This is a genomic window from Pseudomonas sp. NFIX28, assembly GCF_900107395.1.
Lineage (GTDB): Bacteria > Pseudomonadota > Gammaproteobacteria > Pseudomonadales > Pseudomonadaceae > Aquipseudomonas.
In genome coordinates this window covers 275,007-290,734 of record NZ_FNPW01000005.1, presented here as the reverse complement: position 1 = coordinate 290,734, position 15,728 = coordinate 275,007, and the positions used below count along the sequence as shown (strand labels likewise).

The window sequence follows — 15,728 nt, the reverse complement described above, 5'->3', positions numbered from 1 at the left end:
TCTCAAGCTGCCTGTTTTGCAGTGACGAACGCCGCAAGGCTCGCCACATTGGTGAAGTGGTTGCGGGTGTCCTTGGCGTCGGCGTCGATCTTGATGCCGTAGCGTTTCTGGATCGCCAGGCCCAGTTCCAGGGCGTCGACGGAATCCAGGCCCAGGCCTTCACCGAAGAGCGTCAGCTCGTTGCCGATGTCTTGCACGCTGATGTCTTCGAGGCCCAGGGCATCGATGATCAACATTTTAATTTCCTGGTGCAGATCGCTCATCTTCGGCGAGCTCCTTAATGAAGTAGTGGTGCAAAAAATCGTTGAGCTTGCGCGAGGCCTGCGGCGCGGGGCCCTGGGCGGCAAAGGTGTTCGGGTCTATATCGGCGCCGACGCGAAAACTGAAGTGCACGCGGCGCATCGGGATGCGATACCAGGGTTCGGCCTTGGTCAGGGTGGTCGGGCTGACCTTGATGACCACCGGGGTGATGATTCTCGCACCCCGCAGGGCGATTGCCGCGCCCCCCCGATGAAAGGCCGGCGCCTTGCCCGGCAGGGTGCGTGTGCCCTCGGGGAAAATCACCAGGGTCTGGCCGTTGCGCAGGGCTTCGCCGGCGGCGTCGAGCATGTCCATGCTGCCGTCGTTGCTGATGTATTCGGCTTTGCGAATCGGGCCGCGGGTAAAGGGGTTCTGCCACAGGCTCTGCTTGACCACGCAGTTGGCATTGCGCACCAGGCCGATGAGGAATACCACGTCGATCAGCGACGGGTGATTGGCGATGATCATTTGCCCCGGACGGCCGAGTTTTTCCGCGCCCTGGACTTCGTAGGTCAGCACGCCGGTGCGGGCCATGAAACGGATAAACAGCCAGAACAACCGGCCAATGGTGCGACGCGCGCGCTGGCGATGCGCCTCGGCGTTGCCGGGCAGGCGGGCAAGCAGCGGGAAAACCACCAGGCGCAGGCACAGGCAGCCCAGGCCGAACAAGGCAAAGCTCGCCGCGGTGGCGACCAGGCGCCAGTAGTAGGCGTCGCGGGGTTTTGTGTTTACAGGTTGCGTTGCCAGTTCCATACACGGTTCTTCCAGGCATGTTGGCAGGAGATCTGCTCGCCGAGCAGGGTACGCAACAGATTCAAGGCATGGGGCCACTCGCTGCGCGGCTCTTCGCCGGTGGCGGTCCCGAGCGTCAGTTGCCACTGCTCGCCGGGTGTCAGCAACAGGCCCACCGCATAGGGGAAAGGCACGTCGTCAATCCAGCTGGCATAGGCTTGGGGCGGTTGCTCTTCGGTGACGATCAGCAGCACCGCCGGCGCGCCTTCCTCAAGCAGCGACGCGGCCTCTAGCAAGCCGTGCTCAAGGCCGTCGCCAGCGGCGGCGAGGGCGGTCATTTCGCTGGTTTCGCCACGCATGATTGACCACAGGCCGATCACCGCGTTGTGCACCGAGAGGCTGAATTGGGTCGGGGACAAAGGCTGCTCGGCCGCCAGGTCGCTGAGAATCTCGAAAGTCCGTGGTGTTTCGCCATGCCGGGAAATAAAGACCAACGGTAGCTGCTGCAGGCCTTCGGCCAGCGGCCAGCCCACGCTGAATGCCATGCGGGCCATGCGGCCGAGACGTCGGCGTTGCATGGCCGGAAGGAACGACACGTCGGGGGCGGCCTCACTGCTCTCAAGCACGACCGGCTGTCGGCTCCAGGCCTGCCAATCGTCCACGCTTTCGAGCCCAGGGGCCCACGCGCGCCATCGGGCGATATTGAAGTTGATCACTTGAAAATTCATCCCGCCCCTGCGGGCTTCCTTGACGTGCACAGGTGTTTCGATCGCTGACTCACCTTGCACGAAGCTACAGCCGAGTGGCGCGCATTATCCCGGTGTGACTGGCTTGTAGCAAACACTGGTTACGTTTTGCACAGTAAAAAACGACAAATCTGACAGGTGAAAAGTGTCATTTTGCCATTATCGGAAGGAGCGAGGCGAGGATGCGAACACGTTCAAAAAGTCTAGGCTGTTTCCGGCCATTGGAGCTGACTGGGCGGCCTGCCGTCGGCGAGGTAGCGAAGCAGCGGCGCTCGCTACTACACTCGGTGATCTTTGATGCAGGGAGGTTCTGACATGCGGCGCGTGGTGTTCAATCAGAAAGGCGGAGTCGGCAAGTCGAGCATTGCCTGCAATCTGGCGGCGGTGAGCGCCAGCGAAGGTTATCGCACGTTGCTGGTGGACCTGGATGCCCAGGCCAACTCCACTCAATACCTCACCGGGCTGACCGGCGACGATATCCCCATGGGGATCGCCGATTTCTTCAAGCAGACCTTGTCTTCCGGGCCGTTCTCGAAGAAGAACCAGGTCGATATCTACGAAACGCCGTTCGACAACCTGCATGTGGTGACGGCCACCGCCGAGCTGGCGGACCTGCAGCCCAAGCTCGAGGCGAAGCACAAGATCAACAAGCTGCGCAAACTGCTGGACGAGTTGGCCGAAGACTACGACCGGATCTACCTGGACACTCCGCCGGCCTTGAACTTCTATGCGGTTTCGGCGCTGATAGCCGCCGATCGGGTATTGATTCCCTTCGACTGCGACAGCTTCTCCCGTCAGGCCCTGTACGGCCTGCTGGCGGAAATCGAAGAGCTCAAGGACGACCACAACGAGGATTTGCAGGTCGAAGGCATCGTGGTCAACCAGTTCCAGGCCCGCGCCAGCCTGCCCCAGCAAATGCTCGATGAACTGATCGCCGAAGGTTTGCCGGTGTTGCCGGTGTACCTGGGCAGCTCGGTGCGCATGCGCGAGTCGCACCAGGCCAGCATGCCGCTGATCCACCTCGACCCACGGCACAAACTGACCCAACAATTCGTCGACCTGCACAACCTGCTGGAAAGCGCCTGACCCTCCGTAGGAGCGAGGCTGGCCCGCGATGAGTATCTGAGATTCAACATTGTCGTCGGCTGTCGGGGCGTTTCGCGGGCAAGCCTCGCTCCTACGGTTTGTGGGGGGGTTAAATTCCCTGGCTGCGCAACCAGCTCAGCAACTGCGGTAACGGGAAGGCGCCACTCTGGCGTGCCACTTCCCGACCGTTCCTGAACAGGATCAGGCTCGGGATCGAGCGGATCCCCAACTGCGCCGACAATTGCTGATTGGCCTCGCTGTCGAGCTTGGCCAGCCGGCATTTGCCCGCCAGTTGCGCTGCCGCCTGCTGGAAAACCGGGGCGAACGATTTGCACGGCCCACACCAATCCGCCCAGACATCCACCAGCAACGGCAGGTCGCCCTTGATCTGGCTGGCGTAGTCGCCTTGTTTCAATTCGAAAGGCTGGCTCAACAGCACCTGGCCCTTGCAGCGCCCGCATTTGGGCAGGTCGGCCAGGCGCTCGGCGGGGATGCGGTTCAAGCCGTTGCAATGGGGGCAAGGGATCAACAGTGGCTCGGACATGACGGGGGCTCCAGGTAAGTGCTCGATAGTCTCGATCTGGAGTCTGCGGGCCGGTTTATCAAGCTGTTGCATATGCTCATACATCTTTGCGCGGCCGCTGCCTGCCCGCTTCTAGGCTTGAGGGCGATGCACCGTACCGTTGGTCCGGGAGCATGTATAGCAACTTGCGATAAGTTGCCCCACCCTCTAGGCTGCTATAGCAGTATGCGATAAGGATGTTTGCATGCGCGTAATCACCGCTAAACGCATTTGGGATGCCAAGGAGAAATGGCCGCACTCGGCCCAGGCGCTGGATGCCTGGTATCGCGCGCTCAAGCGCAATCGGCTTGCGGATTTTGCCGCGATGAAGGCGATGTTTCCCGCGGTGGACAAGGTCGGGCCGCTGCATGTGTTCGATATCGGTGGCAACAAGATCCGGCTGATCGCGGTGGTCCGTTATACGACGCAAAAGCTCTATATCCGCCACGTGTTGGACCATCGTGAATATGACCGGGGCAAGTGGAAGGAGGATCGAGGATGAGTGTGTTGATCGAACAAGTGGCCGAACACTGGCAGTTCGTGGCGCCATTGCTGCGCAAGCCGAAAACCGAGGCCGACTACGACAGGCTGGTCCAGGCCCTTGACGAGTTGCTGGACCTGACCGGGGAAGACGAGACCCACCCTCTCAACAGCCTGGTGGAGATCATCGGGGACTGGATCGAAGCCTACGATCTGGAGCATCGCCCGATACCTGTCGCCAGCGGGGTCGATGTGTTGCGCTACCTGATGCGCGAACACGGCCTGACCCAGAGCGACCTGCCCGGCGTCGGCGCGCAGTCGGTGGTCTCGGAGATCCTGAGCGGCAAGCGTCAGCTCAACCTGCGGCAGATCCGCTGGCTGGCCGAACGTTTCAAGGTCTCGGTGGAAACCTTTATCTGAGCCCTCAGGAAGAGCAACTGATTTCCAGGTGCTTGCCCCATTCGGGTGGGCGTTCGGCGTAGCTGTCCATGCCGGGCTGGTGCTCGAACGGCTTGCTCAACACTGAATGCAGGCGGCGAACTTCGGTGTAGTCGCCTTGCTCGGCGGCATCGATGGCCTTCTGCGCCAGGTAGTTGCGCAGGATGTACAGCGGGTTGACGGCGTGCATGCGTTCCCGGCGCAGCGTCTGGCCCTGGACCGGGTCGCGGGCGACCCGGGCCTTGTACAGGTCGGCCCAGGCATCGAAGCCTTGGCGGTCGACGAAATCGTCGCGCAGCCGGGCCACGGCCAGTTCCGCAGGTTCGTCCCCCAGGCGGCGCAAGAACAGGCTGTAGTCCACGCCGCTGCCCTGCATCAGTTGCAGCAGGCGCTCCACCAGCTTTTGATCTTCGTCTTCGGCGGTGGTCAGGCCGAGGCGGCGGCGCATCAGGTCCAGGTAGTGGGCCTGGAACAGCGGCAGGAACAGGCCGAGGCTTTCACGCAGGGCCTCGACGCTGATGAAAGGCGTCAGCGCCTGGGCCAGGGCGCTGAGGTTCCACTGGCCGATCGGCACCTGATTGCTGAACGAGTAGCGCCCCTGGTCGTCGGAATGGTTGCAGATGAAATGCGCATCGAAGTCGTCGAGGAAGGCGAACGGCCCGAAGTCGAAGGTGATGCCCAGGATCGACATGTTGTCGGTGTTCATCACCCCGTGGCAGAACCCGTAGGCCTGCCATTTGGCGATCAGTTCGGCATTGCGCTCGACCACTTCGCGGAACATCGCCAGGTAGGGTTCCGGCTGCTCCAGGCATTCGGGAAAGTGCATGGCCAGCACATGTTCGCCCAGTTGTTTCTGCTGTTCGGGGCGTTTTGTGTAATAGAAGTATTCGAAGTGGCCGAAGCGGATATGGCTGGGCGACAAGCGCAGCAACATCGCCGCGCGTTCCTGCTTTTCGCGCCAGACCGGGGTGTCGGAGCCGATCACGCACAGTGCCCGGGTGGTTGGGATGCCCAGGGCGTGCAGTGCCTCGGAGGCGAGGAATTCGCGGATCGACGAACGCAGGACGGCACGGCCATCGCCCATGCGCGAGTAGGGCGTCTGGCCGGCACCCTTGAGGTGCAGGTCCCAATGCTCGCCGGCGGCGTTGTACACCTCGCCCAACAGCAAGCCGCGACCATCGCCCAACTGCGGGTTATAGGAGCCGAACTGATGCCCGGAATAGACCATCGCCCGCGGTTCCGCTTCGGCCCACAGCTTGTGCCCGCCGAACAGCTCGGCGAACACCGGGCTTTCGGCGGCTTTGGGGTCCAGGTCCAGCAACGCCATGGCCGCCGGGCTGGCCACCACCAGGCGTGGGTGGTCGATCGGCTCGGGCAGCACATGGGTTGAGAATGCATCGCCCAGGCGGGCGAAGCGATTGTCGAAGGTCAGTTCGTCGAGGGCTTTCAACGGCCATCTCCAGCAGAATGTCCGAGCATTCTGCTAGGGATAGCGCCCTTAGTCGAGCCTGCTGGCGGGCGGTTCCCGCAGCGGTTTGCCATCGGGGATCGGCACGATGGTCTTGGCCTCCGGCTCGATGGGCACCATTTTGTATTCCTGGCCATGGAGGTTTTTCAGGTAGATCTCCATCTGGCGGAACGAGATGTTGATGTGCTGTTTCTTGAACTCGCGGTTGATGAAGCGGTTGACCTCATCGAGCACCGGGTTGCGGTCCCCCAGCTCGCGCACGTGCATGCGCAGTTCATGGTCCAGGGTGCTTTCGCCGAAGTTGAGGAAGTACACATGCGGCTCGGGTTCTTTGAGGACCCGCGGGTTATCGCGGGCCGCCTTGAGCAGCAGCTCCTTGACCAGGTCCAGGTCCGAACCGTAGTCGACGCCGAGCTTCAAGGTCACCCGGGTAACGGTATCGGTCAGCGACCAGTTGATCAGCTGCCCGGTGATGAAGGTCTGGTTCGGGACGATGATGTCCTTGCGGTCGAAGTCGGTGATGGTGGTGGCGCGGATGCGGATCCTGCTCACCGTGCCCGACAGGTTGCCGATGGTGATGGTGTCGCCGATGCGCACCGGCCGTTCGAACAGGATGATGATGCCGGAGATGAAGTTGGCGAAGATCGCCTGCATGCCGAAACCCAGGCCCACGGACAAGGCCGCCACCAGCCATTGCAATTTGTCCCAGCTGACGCCGAGGGTCGACAGGGTCGAGACGAAGCCGATGCCGGCAATCACATAGGACAGCAGCGTGGTGGTCGCGTAGGCGCTGCCCTGGGCCAGGTTCAGCCTGGACAGCACCAGCACCTCCAGCAGTCCCGGCAGGTTGCGCGCCAGGGCGAAGGTGATGCCGACGATGATCAGCGCGCCGAGCATGTCGCCGATGCTGATGGGCACCATGCTCATGTTGGCGCCGGTGCCGCTGGTGTATTCGTAGAGGGTGATGTTGTCCAGGTAGGAGAACACGCTGATCAGGTCCGACCAGACCCAGTACAGCCCGGCCATGAAGCCGCCGAGCAGGGCCAGGCGGATCAGGCGCAGGGACTGTTCGTTGACCTTCTCGATGTCCAGGGTCGGCTCTTCGACCACCGCTTCGCCGTCACCGGCTTCCTTGGCGGCCTGGCGTTTGGCCAGGGCCCGCTGGTAGGCCAGGCGTCGGGCGGCGACGCTCAGCCCGCGGACGAAAGTGGCTTCGATCACCAGCCAGAACATCAGCAGGTACAGGGTGTTGATCAGGCGGTCGCTGAGCTTCAGCGCGGTGTAGTAGTAGCCGAAGCACACGGCGATGAACAAGGCGATCGGCAGCGCGGTGAACAGCACCGCCACCGCCTTGCGGAACAGCGAGGCGTTCTGGTGCGTCGGACTGCTCAGCAGCAGGCGGCTGAGCAGCCAGGCCATCAGGGCGTAGCAGGTCAGGACCACGCCGATGCCGAGCACGTCATCGGCCAGCGCCGCCGGTTGATGTTCGGCCACGGCGACCACCGCCACCAAGGCCATGACCACCAGCCCGAGGCGGCGGATCCAGCCCTGGAGGAACTCGACCTGGGGTTTTTCCCAGCGAAAGTGCAGCTCGGCCACGCCGCCGGGGGCGAGGATCCGGTAGGCGGTGTAGAACACCAGCCAGGCCTGGGCCATCTGCAACAGCGCCGCGCCGAGGTTGGCGTTCTGCCCGCGGGCGTCGAACTGCAAGGCCAGGCCGCACAGCGCCAGGCCGAGGGCGACCGGCATCGCCAGCAGGATGTTGACCAGGATCGCCTGCGGCGTGTGCCATTGGCTGTCGCGCTTGAAGTGGCCGATGTCCTGGTGAACCTTGTTCAGGCGCAGGTACAGGTTCTTGCGCCGCCACAGCAGGGCGGCGATCAGCAGCAACAGCGGCAGGAACAGCAGCGGCCGTTGCGCCAGGCCGTCGGCCAGTTCGCTCAGGCTGGACGACCAGGGCAGGGTGGTGACCTGTTTTTCCAGGCGCAGCGGCACGGTTTGCAGCCACTCGGTGTCCAGCGGCTTGTTGCTGGGGATCCAGAACATCTGCTCGTCGAGGGTTGCGCGCAGGCTTTGCGAGGTACTCAGCAGTTGCTTCTGATTGAGCTGCAGGGTGATGGATTCGTTGAGCAGGGCGCTCAGCTCGCGGTTCAGGCGCTCCAGCAGGTCGGCGCGGGTGATGGCCAGGTCCAGCAGGGTTTTGCGCAGTTGCGGGGTGACTTGTTCGGACGGCTGGGTGGCCAGCAGGTTTTCGACATAGCTGCTGGGGCTGGTAATCAGCTCGCGTTGCTGGTTGACCTCGAACTGATACAGGCGAATGTCGGCGATCTGGTCGGCCAGGTCACGGTCGAGCCGCAGGTGCGGCAGGGCCTGCTTCTGTTTGTAGAGAATTTTCGACAGCAGCAGGCTGCCCTTGAGAACGCTGATCTGCTCGTCCAGCGCGGCATCGCTCTGGGTCACGCTGTCGAGTTGCTGCTTGGTCTGCAGGTTCTGCTGGGTCAGCTCGTTGAGGCGGTCGGTGCTTTTGAGCAGGTAGTCGGAGAGCTTCAGGTTGGCCGCGCTTTCGGTCGCCAGGAGGCTGCTGCTGCCGGCCTTTTGCGCTTCGATCGATTGCTGGGTGACGGTCTCCTGGGACTGGGCCAGGCGCTTCTGGTTGATCAGGGTTTGCAGGTCCTGGATTTCCTGCTCCAGGCGCGCGGTTTTTTCCATCAGCAGGTCGTGCTGGCTATTGCCCAGGTCCTGCAGCTGGCTGTTGCCGGCCAGTTCCTGGCGGCGCAGCGGGATCAGTGCATTGATGGCGGCCAGTTCGGCATTGAGCTGGTTGCGCTGGTCGGCGTTGATCGGCTTGCCGGCATCCTTGCCGTTCTTGAGGATCGTATTGATCTGCTGGATACGGGTCTGGCTGCTGCTGATCTCGGCCTGGGCGCGTTCGGGGCGGGTTTGCGCGGTAATGGCCAGGCTGTTGGCCTCGGCCAGGGCTTTTTGCATGTCGCCCTGCTGGGTGGTGCGCTCGGTCAGCAGTTCTTCGAGCTGCGCCACCGGCAGATTGGCGTAGCGCTGGGCCACCGGCACCACCTTGGTGGCCTTCAGGCGGGCCAGCTCGCGCTGGTTTTCGCTGGTCTGGCGCGGTGCATTGCTCAGCTGCTGCTTGAGGTCGTTCAGGCGCTGCTCGTAATCCTGCTTGTTCGACAGCTGGGTCAGCGTCTGTTGCAGCACCGCTTGCAGGGCCTTTTGATCGGCCTCCGGCAATTTGCGCTCGGCGATTTTATCCAGGCTTTTCTGGACGGACTCGGCACTGGGCGGCTCGGCCGCTTGCAGTGGGCCGACAGAAAGACTCAAGCCCAGCAGGGCAGTGGCGAAAAGAATACGCAGGGTTGGCATAGAGACCGGTCAAGCTGGATGAGAAGTTGGCAGTTTAGAGGAAGAGTCCAGGGCCTGGGCGACTTCCTTCGGGGAATCTGACGCCCACTTTGCTGATCTTGTTCCCGTCCATCACGGCAACGGTCCAGATGGTGTTGTTCCATTCCACCTGGTCGCCGACCACCGGAGCACCCCCCACTTTCTGGGTGATGAAGCGGCTCAGCGGCATGTCCGGATCGAGCCCTTCGAGCTTCAGTCCATACAGCGCCGAAACCGCGCCCAGCTGGGCGTCGCCTTCCAGAACGAAGTCGCCGAAGAAGCGCAGATCGAGGCCTCGTTGCGGTGCCTGGCTGAAGAGTTTTCCGAGGGCCGGCAGGTTGTGTTCATGGCCGATTACACAGAGCAAATCATCGGCTTCCAACACCGTACTACCCGACGGATGGAGCAGTTGCTGGCCACGAAACAGGGCAGCGATACGGGTGCCTTCGGGCATTTTCAGCTCGCGCAACGCCGCGCCGATGCACCATTTCTCGGCGCCGAGGCGGTAGACGAACAGCTCCCATTCGCTGGTGACATGCACTTCCAGGGCGGAACGGGAAATCGGCAGCGGCTCCGGCGGCACCGTGACTTTCAGCAGCTTGGCGATCCACGGCAGGCTGGTGCCTTGCAGCAGCAGCGACACCAGCACAATAAAGAAGGCCAGGTTGAAATACAGCTGGGCTTCGGGCAACCCGGCCATCAGCGGGAACACCGCCAGAATGATCGGCACCGCGCCGCGCAGGCCGACCCAGGAAATAAAGGCTTTCTCGCGCCCATGGAAGGCCTTGAACGGCAGCAGGCCGACCATCACCGACAGCGGGCGGGCGAACAGGATCATCCACAGCGCCAGGCCCAGCGCGGGCAGGGCGATGGGCAGCAGGTCGTGGGGCGTGACCAGCAGGCCAAGCACCAGGAACATGCCGATCTGGGCCAGCCAGGCCATGCCGTCGAGCATATGCAGGATGCCGTGCCGGCTGCGCACCGGACGGTTGCCGATCACCAGGCCGCACAGGTACACCGCGAGGAAGCCGCTGCCATGCAAGGCGTTGGTCAGGGCAAAGATCACCAGGCCGCCGGCGATCACCAGGATGGGGTACAAGCCGGTTGCCAGGTTGATGCGGTTTACCAATTGCAGCATCAACCAGCCGCCGCCCAGGCCGATCAGGCCGCCGATGCCGAATTCGCGCACCAGATGCCCCAGCAGGCTCCAGTGCAGGCCGGTCTGGCCGCTGGCGAGCATGTCGATCAGGGTCACGGTGAGGAACACCGCCATCGGGTCGTTGCTGCCCGACTCGATCTCCAGGCTGGCGCTGACCCGTTCGTTCAGGCCCTTGCCGCCGAGCAGCGAGAACACCGCCGCGGCGTCGGTGGAGCCAACGATGGCGCCGATCAGCAGGCCCTGGATCAGGTTCAGGTCGAACAGCCAGGCGGCCGCCATGCCGGTCAGGCCGGTGGTGATCAGCACGCCGATGGTGGCCAGCGACAAGGCCGGCCACAAGGCCACGCGGAAACTCGAGACCCGCGTGCGCAGGCCGCCGTCGAGGAGGATCACCGCAAGGGCGAGGTTGCCCACCAGGTAGGCGGTTGGGTAATTGTTGAAAATGATGCCGCCACCGTCGACGCCGGCGGCCATGCCCACGGCCAGGATAATCACCAGGATCGGGATACCGAGGCGGGACGAAAGAGAACTCACCAGAATGCTCGCACCTACCAGCAACGCGCCGATCAAAAACAGGCTGTTGATGGTCGTTGCATTCAAAGGCAGTACTCCAGAGGCGGAAAGGCGGGCGCAAACTGACCATGCAGTCTGCGTGCCAGCGATTCTAACCTGTTGAAATACGATGCTGTCAAAAAGCTTTTGCGCCTGTTTACAGGCGGCATAAAACTGTCGCCCGGCGGCTGCCCCCGGCAGGCCTCATGCCGCCTGCAGCGAGGGTTGCGGGCGGCGATCAGCGGTGCCGGCGGCGGGTGCGGGGCGCTACAGGGTGAAGCGCGCCACCATGCTGTTGAGGTCCACGGCCAGGCGCGCCAATTCGTGGCTGGCGTCGCTGGTCTGGTTGGCGCCGGTGGCCGATTGCACCGACAGGTCGCGGATATTCACCAGGTTGCGGTCGACTTCGCGGGCCACCTGGGCCTGTTCCTCGGCAGCGCTGGCAATCACCAGGTTGCGCTCGTTGATTTCATTGACTGCGGTATTGATGGTGTCCAGGGCGTCATCGGCGCCACGGGCGATGGTCAAGGTCGATTCGGCGCGCTCGGTGCTGGTGCGCATCGATTCGACGGCATGCTCGGTGCCATTCTGGATGCTGTCGATCATGCTTTCGATTTCGCTGGTGGATTGCTGGGTGCGGTGGGCCAGGGCGCGCACCTCGTCGGCGACCACGGCGAACCCGCGCCCGGCATCGCCGGCCCGGGCGGCCTCAATCGCCGCGTTCAGGGCCAGCAGGTTGGTCTGGTCGGCCAGGCCGCGGATCACGTCCAGCACCTTGCCGATGTCGCGCGATTCCTCGGCCAGCTCGCTGATCCGGTTGGCCGAGCTCTGCACTTCGCGGCTCATCAGTTCTATGGCGCTGACGGTCTCGCGCACCAGATTGCGGCCTTCGCTGGCCGATCGGGTGGCGTCGTTCGAGGCCCCGGCGGTGCTCACGGCGTTGCGTGCCACTTCCTCGACCGCGCAGGTCATTTCGTTCACGGCGGTGGCCGCCTGCTCGATTTCGTTGTTCTGCTGGGTCAGGCCGCGGGCGCTTTCGTCGGTGACGCTGTTCAGTTCTTCCGCGGCCGAGGCCAATTGGCTGGCGGAGCCGGAAATATGCAGCAGGGTCTGGCGCAGTTTTTCCTGCATGCTCGCCATGGCTTGCAACAGCCGCCCGGGCTCGTCGCGACCGTCGACCTGGATGGCCTGGGTGAGGTCGCCCTCGGCAATGTGTTCCGCGGCATGCAAGGCGTTGGCGATCGGTCGGGTGATGCTGCGGGTCAGCAGCCAGGCGAACACCATGGTCAGGGTGGTGGACAGGGCCAGCAGGGCGACCGCCAGGTTGAACGCCGAAGCGTATTCCTCGGCAGCTTGCTGGTTGGCTTCCCTGGAGCGCTGGCTATTGATCTGTACCAGCAGGTTGAGGACTTTGTTGATCTGCTGCGAGTTGCTCATCAGTTCGTTGTTCAGCATCGCCTGCAGCTCGTCGAGCCGGTTGTTGCGCGACAGTTCCTTGAGGCGTTCCTCGAGCTGGCGGTACTCGGCGAGCAGCTTGAGGTAATGCTCATAGGCCTCGCGTTCCTGCGGGCTGCTGACCAGCTTTTCGTAGGTGCCGCGGATTCTTTCAATCTGCTGGTTGCTCAGCTCGAGTGACTCGCGGGTCTTGGCCTGTACCTCGGGGCCCCGGTTGACCACCAGGCGGTAGGACAGCACTTGCAGGCGCAACATCTGTTGGGTGAACTCGCTGATGCTCTGGATGCTGGGAATGTTGTCGGTGGAGATGGTGACGGTTGCCGCGCGAATCTTGCCCATCTGGTTCAAGGCGAAGATGCCCAGGAACAACATCAGGCTGCCGATCAGTGCAAAGCCGAGAAATGCCCTCGGGGCAATGTTCATGTTGCGTAGAGACATGGGATCTACCTCAGGGATGCGCAATTCAAACCGCGGTGGTTGATAGGGCTTGCCTGACCTATCGCGCGGAAAAATGGATTCTTGATGCGGCGGGGAGAATTTCAGAAAGATCTGATGGGCGACGAAGTGTCAGGAACCAGACGGATGAATGGCAGTCTCTAAGGTTCGCAGGCAAGGTCACCCGCCAGGTAAATCAAGGCGTTGCGCCGGGATAATCCCTGGCATCCGGGGTGACTTTTCTTTATCGTACGCGCCCTTTGAAAAATGCTCGGAAAATCAAAATGTTGGAAGCATCCCTAAGCCAATTGGAACAGCTTGTCAGTGACCTGGTGCAACAGAACCAGGAGCTGGCGGGCACGAACGAAACCCTGAAGGCAGAACTGGCCCAGGCCAAGGATGAGAACGAAAGCCTGCAACTGAGCCTGATGGAACAGGAAGAGAAGCAAGGCGCCACCGCGGCCCGTATCCAGGCCCTGGTCGAGCGCGTCAGCGCCGGCCCTGTCAGCGCATGAGGCAGGGTGCCGACGGGGTAAAGGTCGTCTCGATTCTCGGCGAGGACTACTCGATCAAGGCGCCGGCCGGGGAAGAGCAGACCCTGCTGGATGCCGCGTTGATGCTCAAGGCCACCCTGGCCGAGACCAAGAAGAAATACCCGACGCTGATCGGTGACCGCTTGCTGGTGCTGGCGGCGATGAACCTGTGTTCCCAGCAGCTCGAAATGCAAAAGCGCCATCAGCAGGAACTCGACCGTTACCAAGAGCAAGTCAGCGCCACGGTCGAAGTGATCTCCAAGACCATCAGCCAGAACTGACGGGCTGGCCTGCAACCGGTTGCGGTTGGGCCAGAGGCATCGTTATCGCGAGCAAACTCGCTCCTGCAAGGGTTGCATCGAGCCTGCGGGAGCGAGCTGGCTCGCGATGTTCCCAGCCCTTCAGAACCACTCGTCCTGCATGCCCAGGCAGGTATCGTCGCGTGCTTCCAGCAAGGCCAGCTCGTGGTGGCAGGCCGGCACTTCCCAGGTCAGGAAGTAACGCGCCGCCTGCAGCTTGCCCTTGTAGAAACCCACATCCGCCGCGTTGCCTTTGGCCAGGCCTTCCTGCGCGCGAACCGCCTGTTCCAGCCAGCGCCAGCCGATCACCGTATGTCCGAAGGCTTTCAGGTACAGCGCCGAATTGGCCAGGCTGCTGGTGACCTTGCCCTGGGCCAGGTCGGTGAGCAGGCCGATGGTCACGCCTTGCAGGCGCGCCACCAGTTTTTCCAGCGGTTGGCGCAGCGCCGTCAAGGCGTCGTGGGCTTGGGCTCGCTCGCTGGTATCGGCGATCAGGCGGATCAGTTGCTTGAGGCCCGCGCCGCCGTTCTGCGCCAGCTTGCGCCCCAGCAGGTCCAGTGACTGGATGCCGTGGGTGCCTTCATGGATCGGGTTCAGGCGGTTGTCGCGGTAATACTGTTCCACCGGATATTCGCGGGTGTAGCCATGGCCGCCGAGGATCTGGATCGCCAGTTCGTTGGCCTTCAGGCAGAACTCCGATGGCCAGGATTTGACGATGGGCGTCAGCAAATCCAGCAGTTCGTGGGCCTGCTTGCGCTGGTCCTCGCTGGCCAGGGTGGTGGTGTCGTCGAACAGCCGCGCGGCGTACAGGCCCAGGTCGAAAGCGCCTTCGACGTAGGCTTTCTGGGTCAGCAGCATGCGCCTGACGTCCGCGTGCTGGATGATCGATACCGGTGCGGTATGCGGGTCCTTGCTGTCCGGCAGGCGGCCTTGCGGACGTTCGCGAGCGTATTCCAGGGAGTACAGGTAGCCGGCATAGCCGAGCATCACCGCGCCCATGCCGACGCCGATCCGCGCCTCGTTCATCATTTGGAACATGTAGCTCAGGCCATGGTGCGGCTTGCCCACCAGATAGCCGACACAGTCGCCGTTATCGCCGAAGTTCAACGCCGTGGAGGTGGTACCGCGCCAGCCCATCTTGTGGAACAGCCCGGCCAGCAGCACGTCGTTGCGCCGGCCGAGGCTGCCGTCGTCGTTGATCAGGAACTTGGGCACGATGAACAGCGAGATGCCTTTCACGCCGGCCGGTGCGTCCGGCAGCTTGGCCAGCACCATGTGCACGATGTTTTCCGACAGCGAGTGATCGCCGCCGGAGATGAAGATCTTGTTGCCCTTGAGCCGGTAGGTGCCGTCCGCCGCCGGTTCGGCGCGGGTACGGATGTCCGCCAGCGACGAGCCGGCATGGGGCTCGGTCAGGGCCATGGTGCCGAAGAAGCGCCCGTCGATCATTGGCTGTAAAAAGCGTTGTTTCTGCTCGTCGGTACCGAAGCTTTCGATCAGGTTGGCCGCGCCCATGGTCAGGAACGGGTACGAAGTGGAAGCCGCGTTGGCTGCCTGGAAGTGCGCGAAGCAGGCCTGGGACAACAGCGTCGGCAGCTGCATGCCGCCGGCCTCGAAGCTGCGCGCGGCATTGAGGAAGCCGGCTTCGAGAAAGGCGTCGACCGCGGGTTTGACTTCCGGAATCAGGATCGCCTGGCCGTCTTCATAGCGCGGTTCGTTTTCATCGCCCTTGCGGTTGTGCGGGGCAAAGAACTTCTCGGCGATGCTGCGCGCGGTGCCAAGGGCGGCGTCGAAGGTTTCCCGGTTGTGCTCGGCAAACCGCTCGCGCTGGGTCAGGCCCTCGGCGTCGAGGACTTCATACAGCTCGAAAGCCAGATTGCGGGAACTGAGCAACGTCTCGGACATGGCGGCCTACCTGCTTTATAGGGAATGAACCGAGTCTAGGCGGGTGAATAAACCCTGAACAGCAAGATTGATAAGGGTGATAAAGGCGCCAAACAGGCACAGCCCCTGTAGCCGCTGCCGAAGGCTGCGATCGGCCGGAACGGCCGCAGCGATTTCATTGCCGCCGAAGCCCCTGCGGG

At 62.8% G+C, this 15,728-nt stretch carries 14 protein-coding genes and 1 pseudogene; 5 read left to right on the top strand and 10 right to left on the bottom strand.

The annotated features are described in order from the left end of the window. Positions 1 to 2: 2 nt before the first annotated feature. From BLV20_RS12380 to BLV20_RS12370, 3 genes are read right to left on the bottom strand one after another with little or no spacing between them, the layout of a single operon-like run. A complete protein-coding gene (locus BLV20_RS12380; RefSeq protein WP_092301691.1) occupies positions 3 to 263 on the bottom strand; it encodes a phosphopantetheine-binding protein in 261 nt (86 codons plus the stop codon). Continuing rightward, positions 238 to 1,053, bottom strand: a complete 816-nt coding sequence (locus tag BLV20_RS12375) for a lysophospholipid acyltransferase family protein (RefSeq protein ID WP_092301688.1) — start codon at positions 1,051 to 1,053, stop codon at positions 238 to 240. The genes BLV20_RS12380 and BLV20_RS12375 overlap by 26 nt, the downstream gene beginning before the upstream one ends. Continuing rightward, positions 1,029 to 1,760, bottom strand: a complete 732-nt coding sequence (locus BLV20_RS12370; RefSeq protein WP_092301685.1) for a beta-ketoacyl synthase chain length factor — start codon at positions 1,758 to 1,760, stop codon at positions 1,029 to 1,031. Before BLV20_RS12370 ends, BLV20_RS12375 begins: the two co-directional genes overlap by 25 nt. A gap of 333 nt (positions 1,761 to 2,093) precedes the next feature. Between BLV20_RS12370 and BLV20_RS12365 the strand changes: the two genes are divergently transcribed. Then, a complete protein-coding gene (locus tag BLV20_RS12365; protein ID WP_092301682.1) occupies positions 2,094 to 2,864 on the top strand; it encodes a ParA family protein in 771 nt (256 codons plus the stop codon). Positions 2,865 to 2,973: 109 nt separating this feature from the next. Here BLV20_RS12365 and trxC read toward each other — a convergent pair whose 3' ends face one another. Further along, complete coding sequence (gene trxC / locus BLV20_RS12360) at positions 2,974 to 3,408, bottom strand: thioredoxin TrxC (RefSeq protein ID WP_092301679.1); 435 nt, start codon at positions 3,406 to 3,408, stop codon at positions 2,974 to 2,976. Positions 3,409 to 3,631: 223 nt separating this feature from the next. Between trxC and BLV20_RS12355 the strand changes: the two genes are divergently transcribed. Together BLV20_RS12355 and BLV20_RS12350 are read left to right on the top strand one after the other, a co-directional pair. Next, complete coding sequence (locus BLV20_RS12355; RefSeq protein ID WP_092301676.1) at positions 3,632 to 3,928, top strand: type II toxin-antitoxin system HigB family toxin; 297 nt, start codon at positions 3,632 to 3,634, stop codon at positions 3,926 to 3,928. Continuing rightward, positions 3,925 to 4,326 (top strand): helix-turn-helix domain-containing protein, encoded by a 402-nt coding sequence (locus BLV20_RS12350; RefSeq protein ID WP_092301674.1) that lies wholly within the window; start codon positions 3,925 to 3,927, stop codon positions 4,324 to 4,326. The genes BLV20_RS12355 and BLV20_RS12350 overlap by 4 nt, the downstream gene beginning before the upstream one ends. Before the next feature lie 4 nt (positions 4,327 to 4,330). Here the strand turns inward: BLV20_RS12350 and selO are convergent, their stop codons facing one another. The 5 genes and pseudogenes from selO to BLV20_RS32020 form a co-directional block, all read right to left on the bottom strand. Further along, on the bottom strand, positions 4,331 to 5,794 hold the full coding sequence (selO, locus tag BLV20_RS12345; RefSeq protein ID WP_092301672.1) for a protein adenylyltransferase SelO: 1,464 nt from the start codon (positions 5,792 to 5,794) through the stop codon (positions 4,331 to 4,333). A gap of 48 nt (positions 5,795 to 5,842) precedes the next feature. Further along, on the bottom strand, positions 5,843 to 9,193 hold the full coding sequence (mscK, locus tag BLV20_RS12340; RefSeq protein ID WP_092301670.1) for a mechanosensitive channel MscK: 3,351 nt from the start codon (positions 9,191 to 9,193) through the stop codon (positions 5,843 to 5,845). A gap of 34 nt (positions 9,194 to 9,227) precedes the next feature. Beyond that, positions 9,228 to 10,970: a potassium/proton antiporter gene (locus BLV20_RS12335; RefSeq protein ID WP_092301668.1), complete on the bottom strand. Its 1,743-nt coding sequence runs from the start codon at positions 10,968 to 10,970 to the stop codon at positions 9,228 to 9,230. Between the two features lie 219 nt (positions 10,971 to 11,189). Further along, positions 11,190 to 12,053, bottom strand: a complete 864-nt coding sequence (locus tag BLV20_RS32025; RefSeq protein WP_371914314.1) for a methyl-accepting chemotaxis protein — start codon at positions 12,051 to 12,053, stop codon at positions 11,190 to 11,192. Continuing rightward, positions 12,045 to 12,800, bottom strand: a pseudogene (locus BLV20_RS32020) (MCP four helix bundle domain-containing protein); the annotation flags it as partial. The gene BLV20_RS32025 and the pseudogene BLV20_RS32020, both read right to left, overlap by 9 nt. Before the next feature lie 296 nt (positions 12,801 to 13,096). Between BLV20_RS32020 and BLV20_RS12325 the strand changes: the two are divergent. After that, positions 13,097 to 13,327: a hypothetical protein gene (locus BLV20_RS12325; protein WP_092301664.1), complete on the top strand. Its 231-nt coding sequence runs from the start codon at positions 13,097 to 13,099 to the stop codon at positions 13,325 to 13,327. Then, the gene (locus BLV20_RS12320) at positions 13,324 to 13,626 is read left to right on the top strand and encodes a cell division protein ZapA (protein WP_009041856.1); all 303 of its coding nucleotides are present in this window, start codon (positions 13,324 to 13,326) and stop codon (positions 13,624 to 13,626) included. Before BLV20_RS12325 ends, BLV20_RS12320 begins: the two co-directional genes overlap by 4 nt. A 120-nt stretch (positions 13,627 to 13,746) precedes the next feature. Here the strand turns inward: BLV20_RS12320 and BLV20_RS12315 are convergent, their stop codons facing one another. Continuing rightward, the gene (locus tag BLV20_RS12315) at positions 13,747 to 15,549 is read right to left on the bottom strand and encodes an acyl-CoA dehydrogenase (protein WP_092301662.1); all 1,803 of its coding nucleotides are present in this window, start codon (positions 15,547 to 15,549) and stop codon (positions 13,747 to 13,749) included. Between the last annotated feature and the right edge of the window lie 179 nt (positions 15,550 to 15,728).

Coding starts and splice junctions, on each gene's coding strand:
- BLV20_RS12380 (WP_092301691.1), bottom strand. CDS start 263: ATGAGCGATCTGCACCAGGAAATTAAAATGTTGATCATCGATGCCCTG.
- BLV20_RS12375 (WP_092301688.1), bottom strand. CDS start 1,053: ATGGAACTGGCAACGCAACCTGTAAACACAAAACCCCGCGACGCCTAC.
- BLV20_RS12370 (WP_092301685.1), bottom strand. CDS start 1,760: ATGAATTTTCAAGTGATCAACTTCAATATCGCCCGATGGCGCGCGTGG.
- BLV20_RS12365 (WP_092301682.1), top strand. CDS start 2,094: ATGCGGCGCGTGGTGTTCAATCAGAAAGGCGGAGTCGGCAAGTCGAGC.
- trxC (WP_092301679.1), bottom strand. CDS start 3,408: ATGTCCGAGCCACTGTTGATCCCTTGCCCCCATTGCAACGGCTTGAAC.
- BLV20_RS12355 (WP_092301676.1), top strand. CDS start 3,632: ATGCGCGTAATCACCGCTAAACGCATTTGGGATGCCAAGGAGAAATGG.
- BLV20_RS12350 (WP_092301674.1), top strand. CDS start 3,925: ATGAGTGTGTTGATCGAACAAGTGGCCGAACACTGGCAGTTCGTGGCG.
- mscK (WP_092301670.1), bottom strand. CDS start 9,193: ATGCCAACCCTGCGTATTCTTTTCGCCACTGCCCTGCTGGGCTTGAGT.
- BLV20_RS32025 (WP_371914314.1), bottom strand. CDS start 12,053: ATGCAGGAAAAACTGCGCCAGACCCTGCTGCATATTTCCGGCTCCGCC.
- BLV20_RS12325 (WP_092301664.1), top strand. CDS start 13,097: ATGTTGGAAGCATCCCTAAGCCAATTGGAACAGCTTGTCAGTGACCTG.
- BLV20_RS12320 (WP_009041856.1), top strand. CDS start 13,324: ATGAGGCAGGGTGCCGACGGGGTAAAGGTCGTCTCGATTCTCGGCGAG.
- BLV20_RS12315 (WP_092301662.1), bottom strand. CDS start 15,549: ATGTCCGAGACGTTGCTCAGTTCCCGCAATCTGGCTTTCGAGCTGTAT.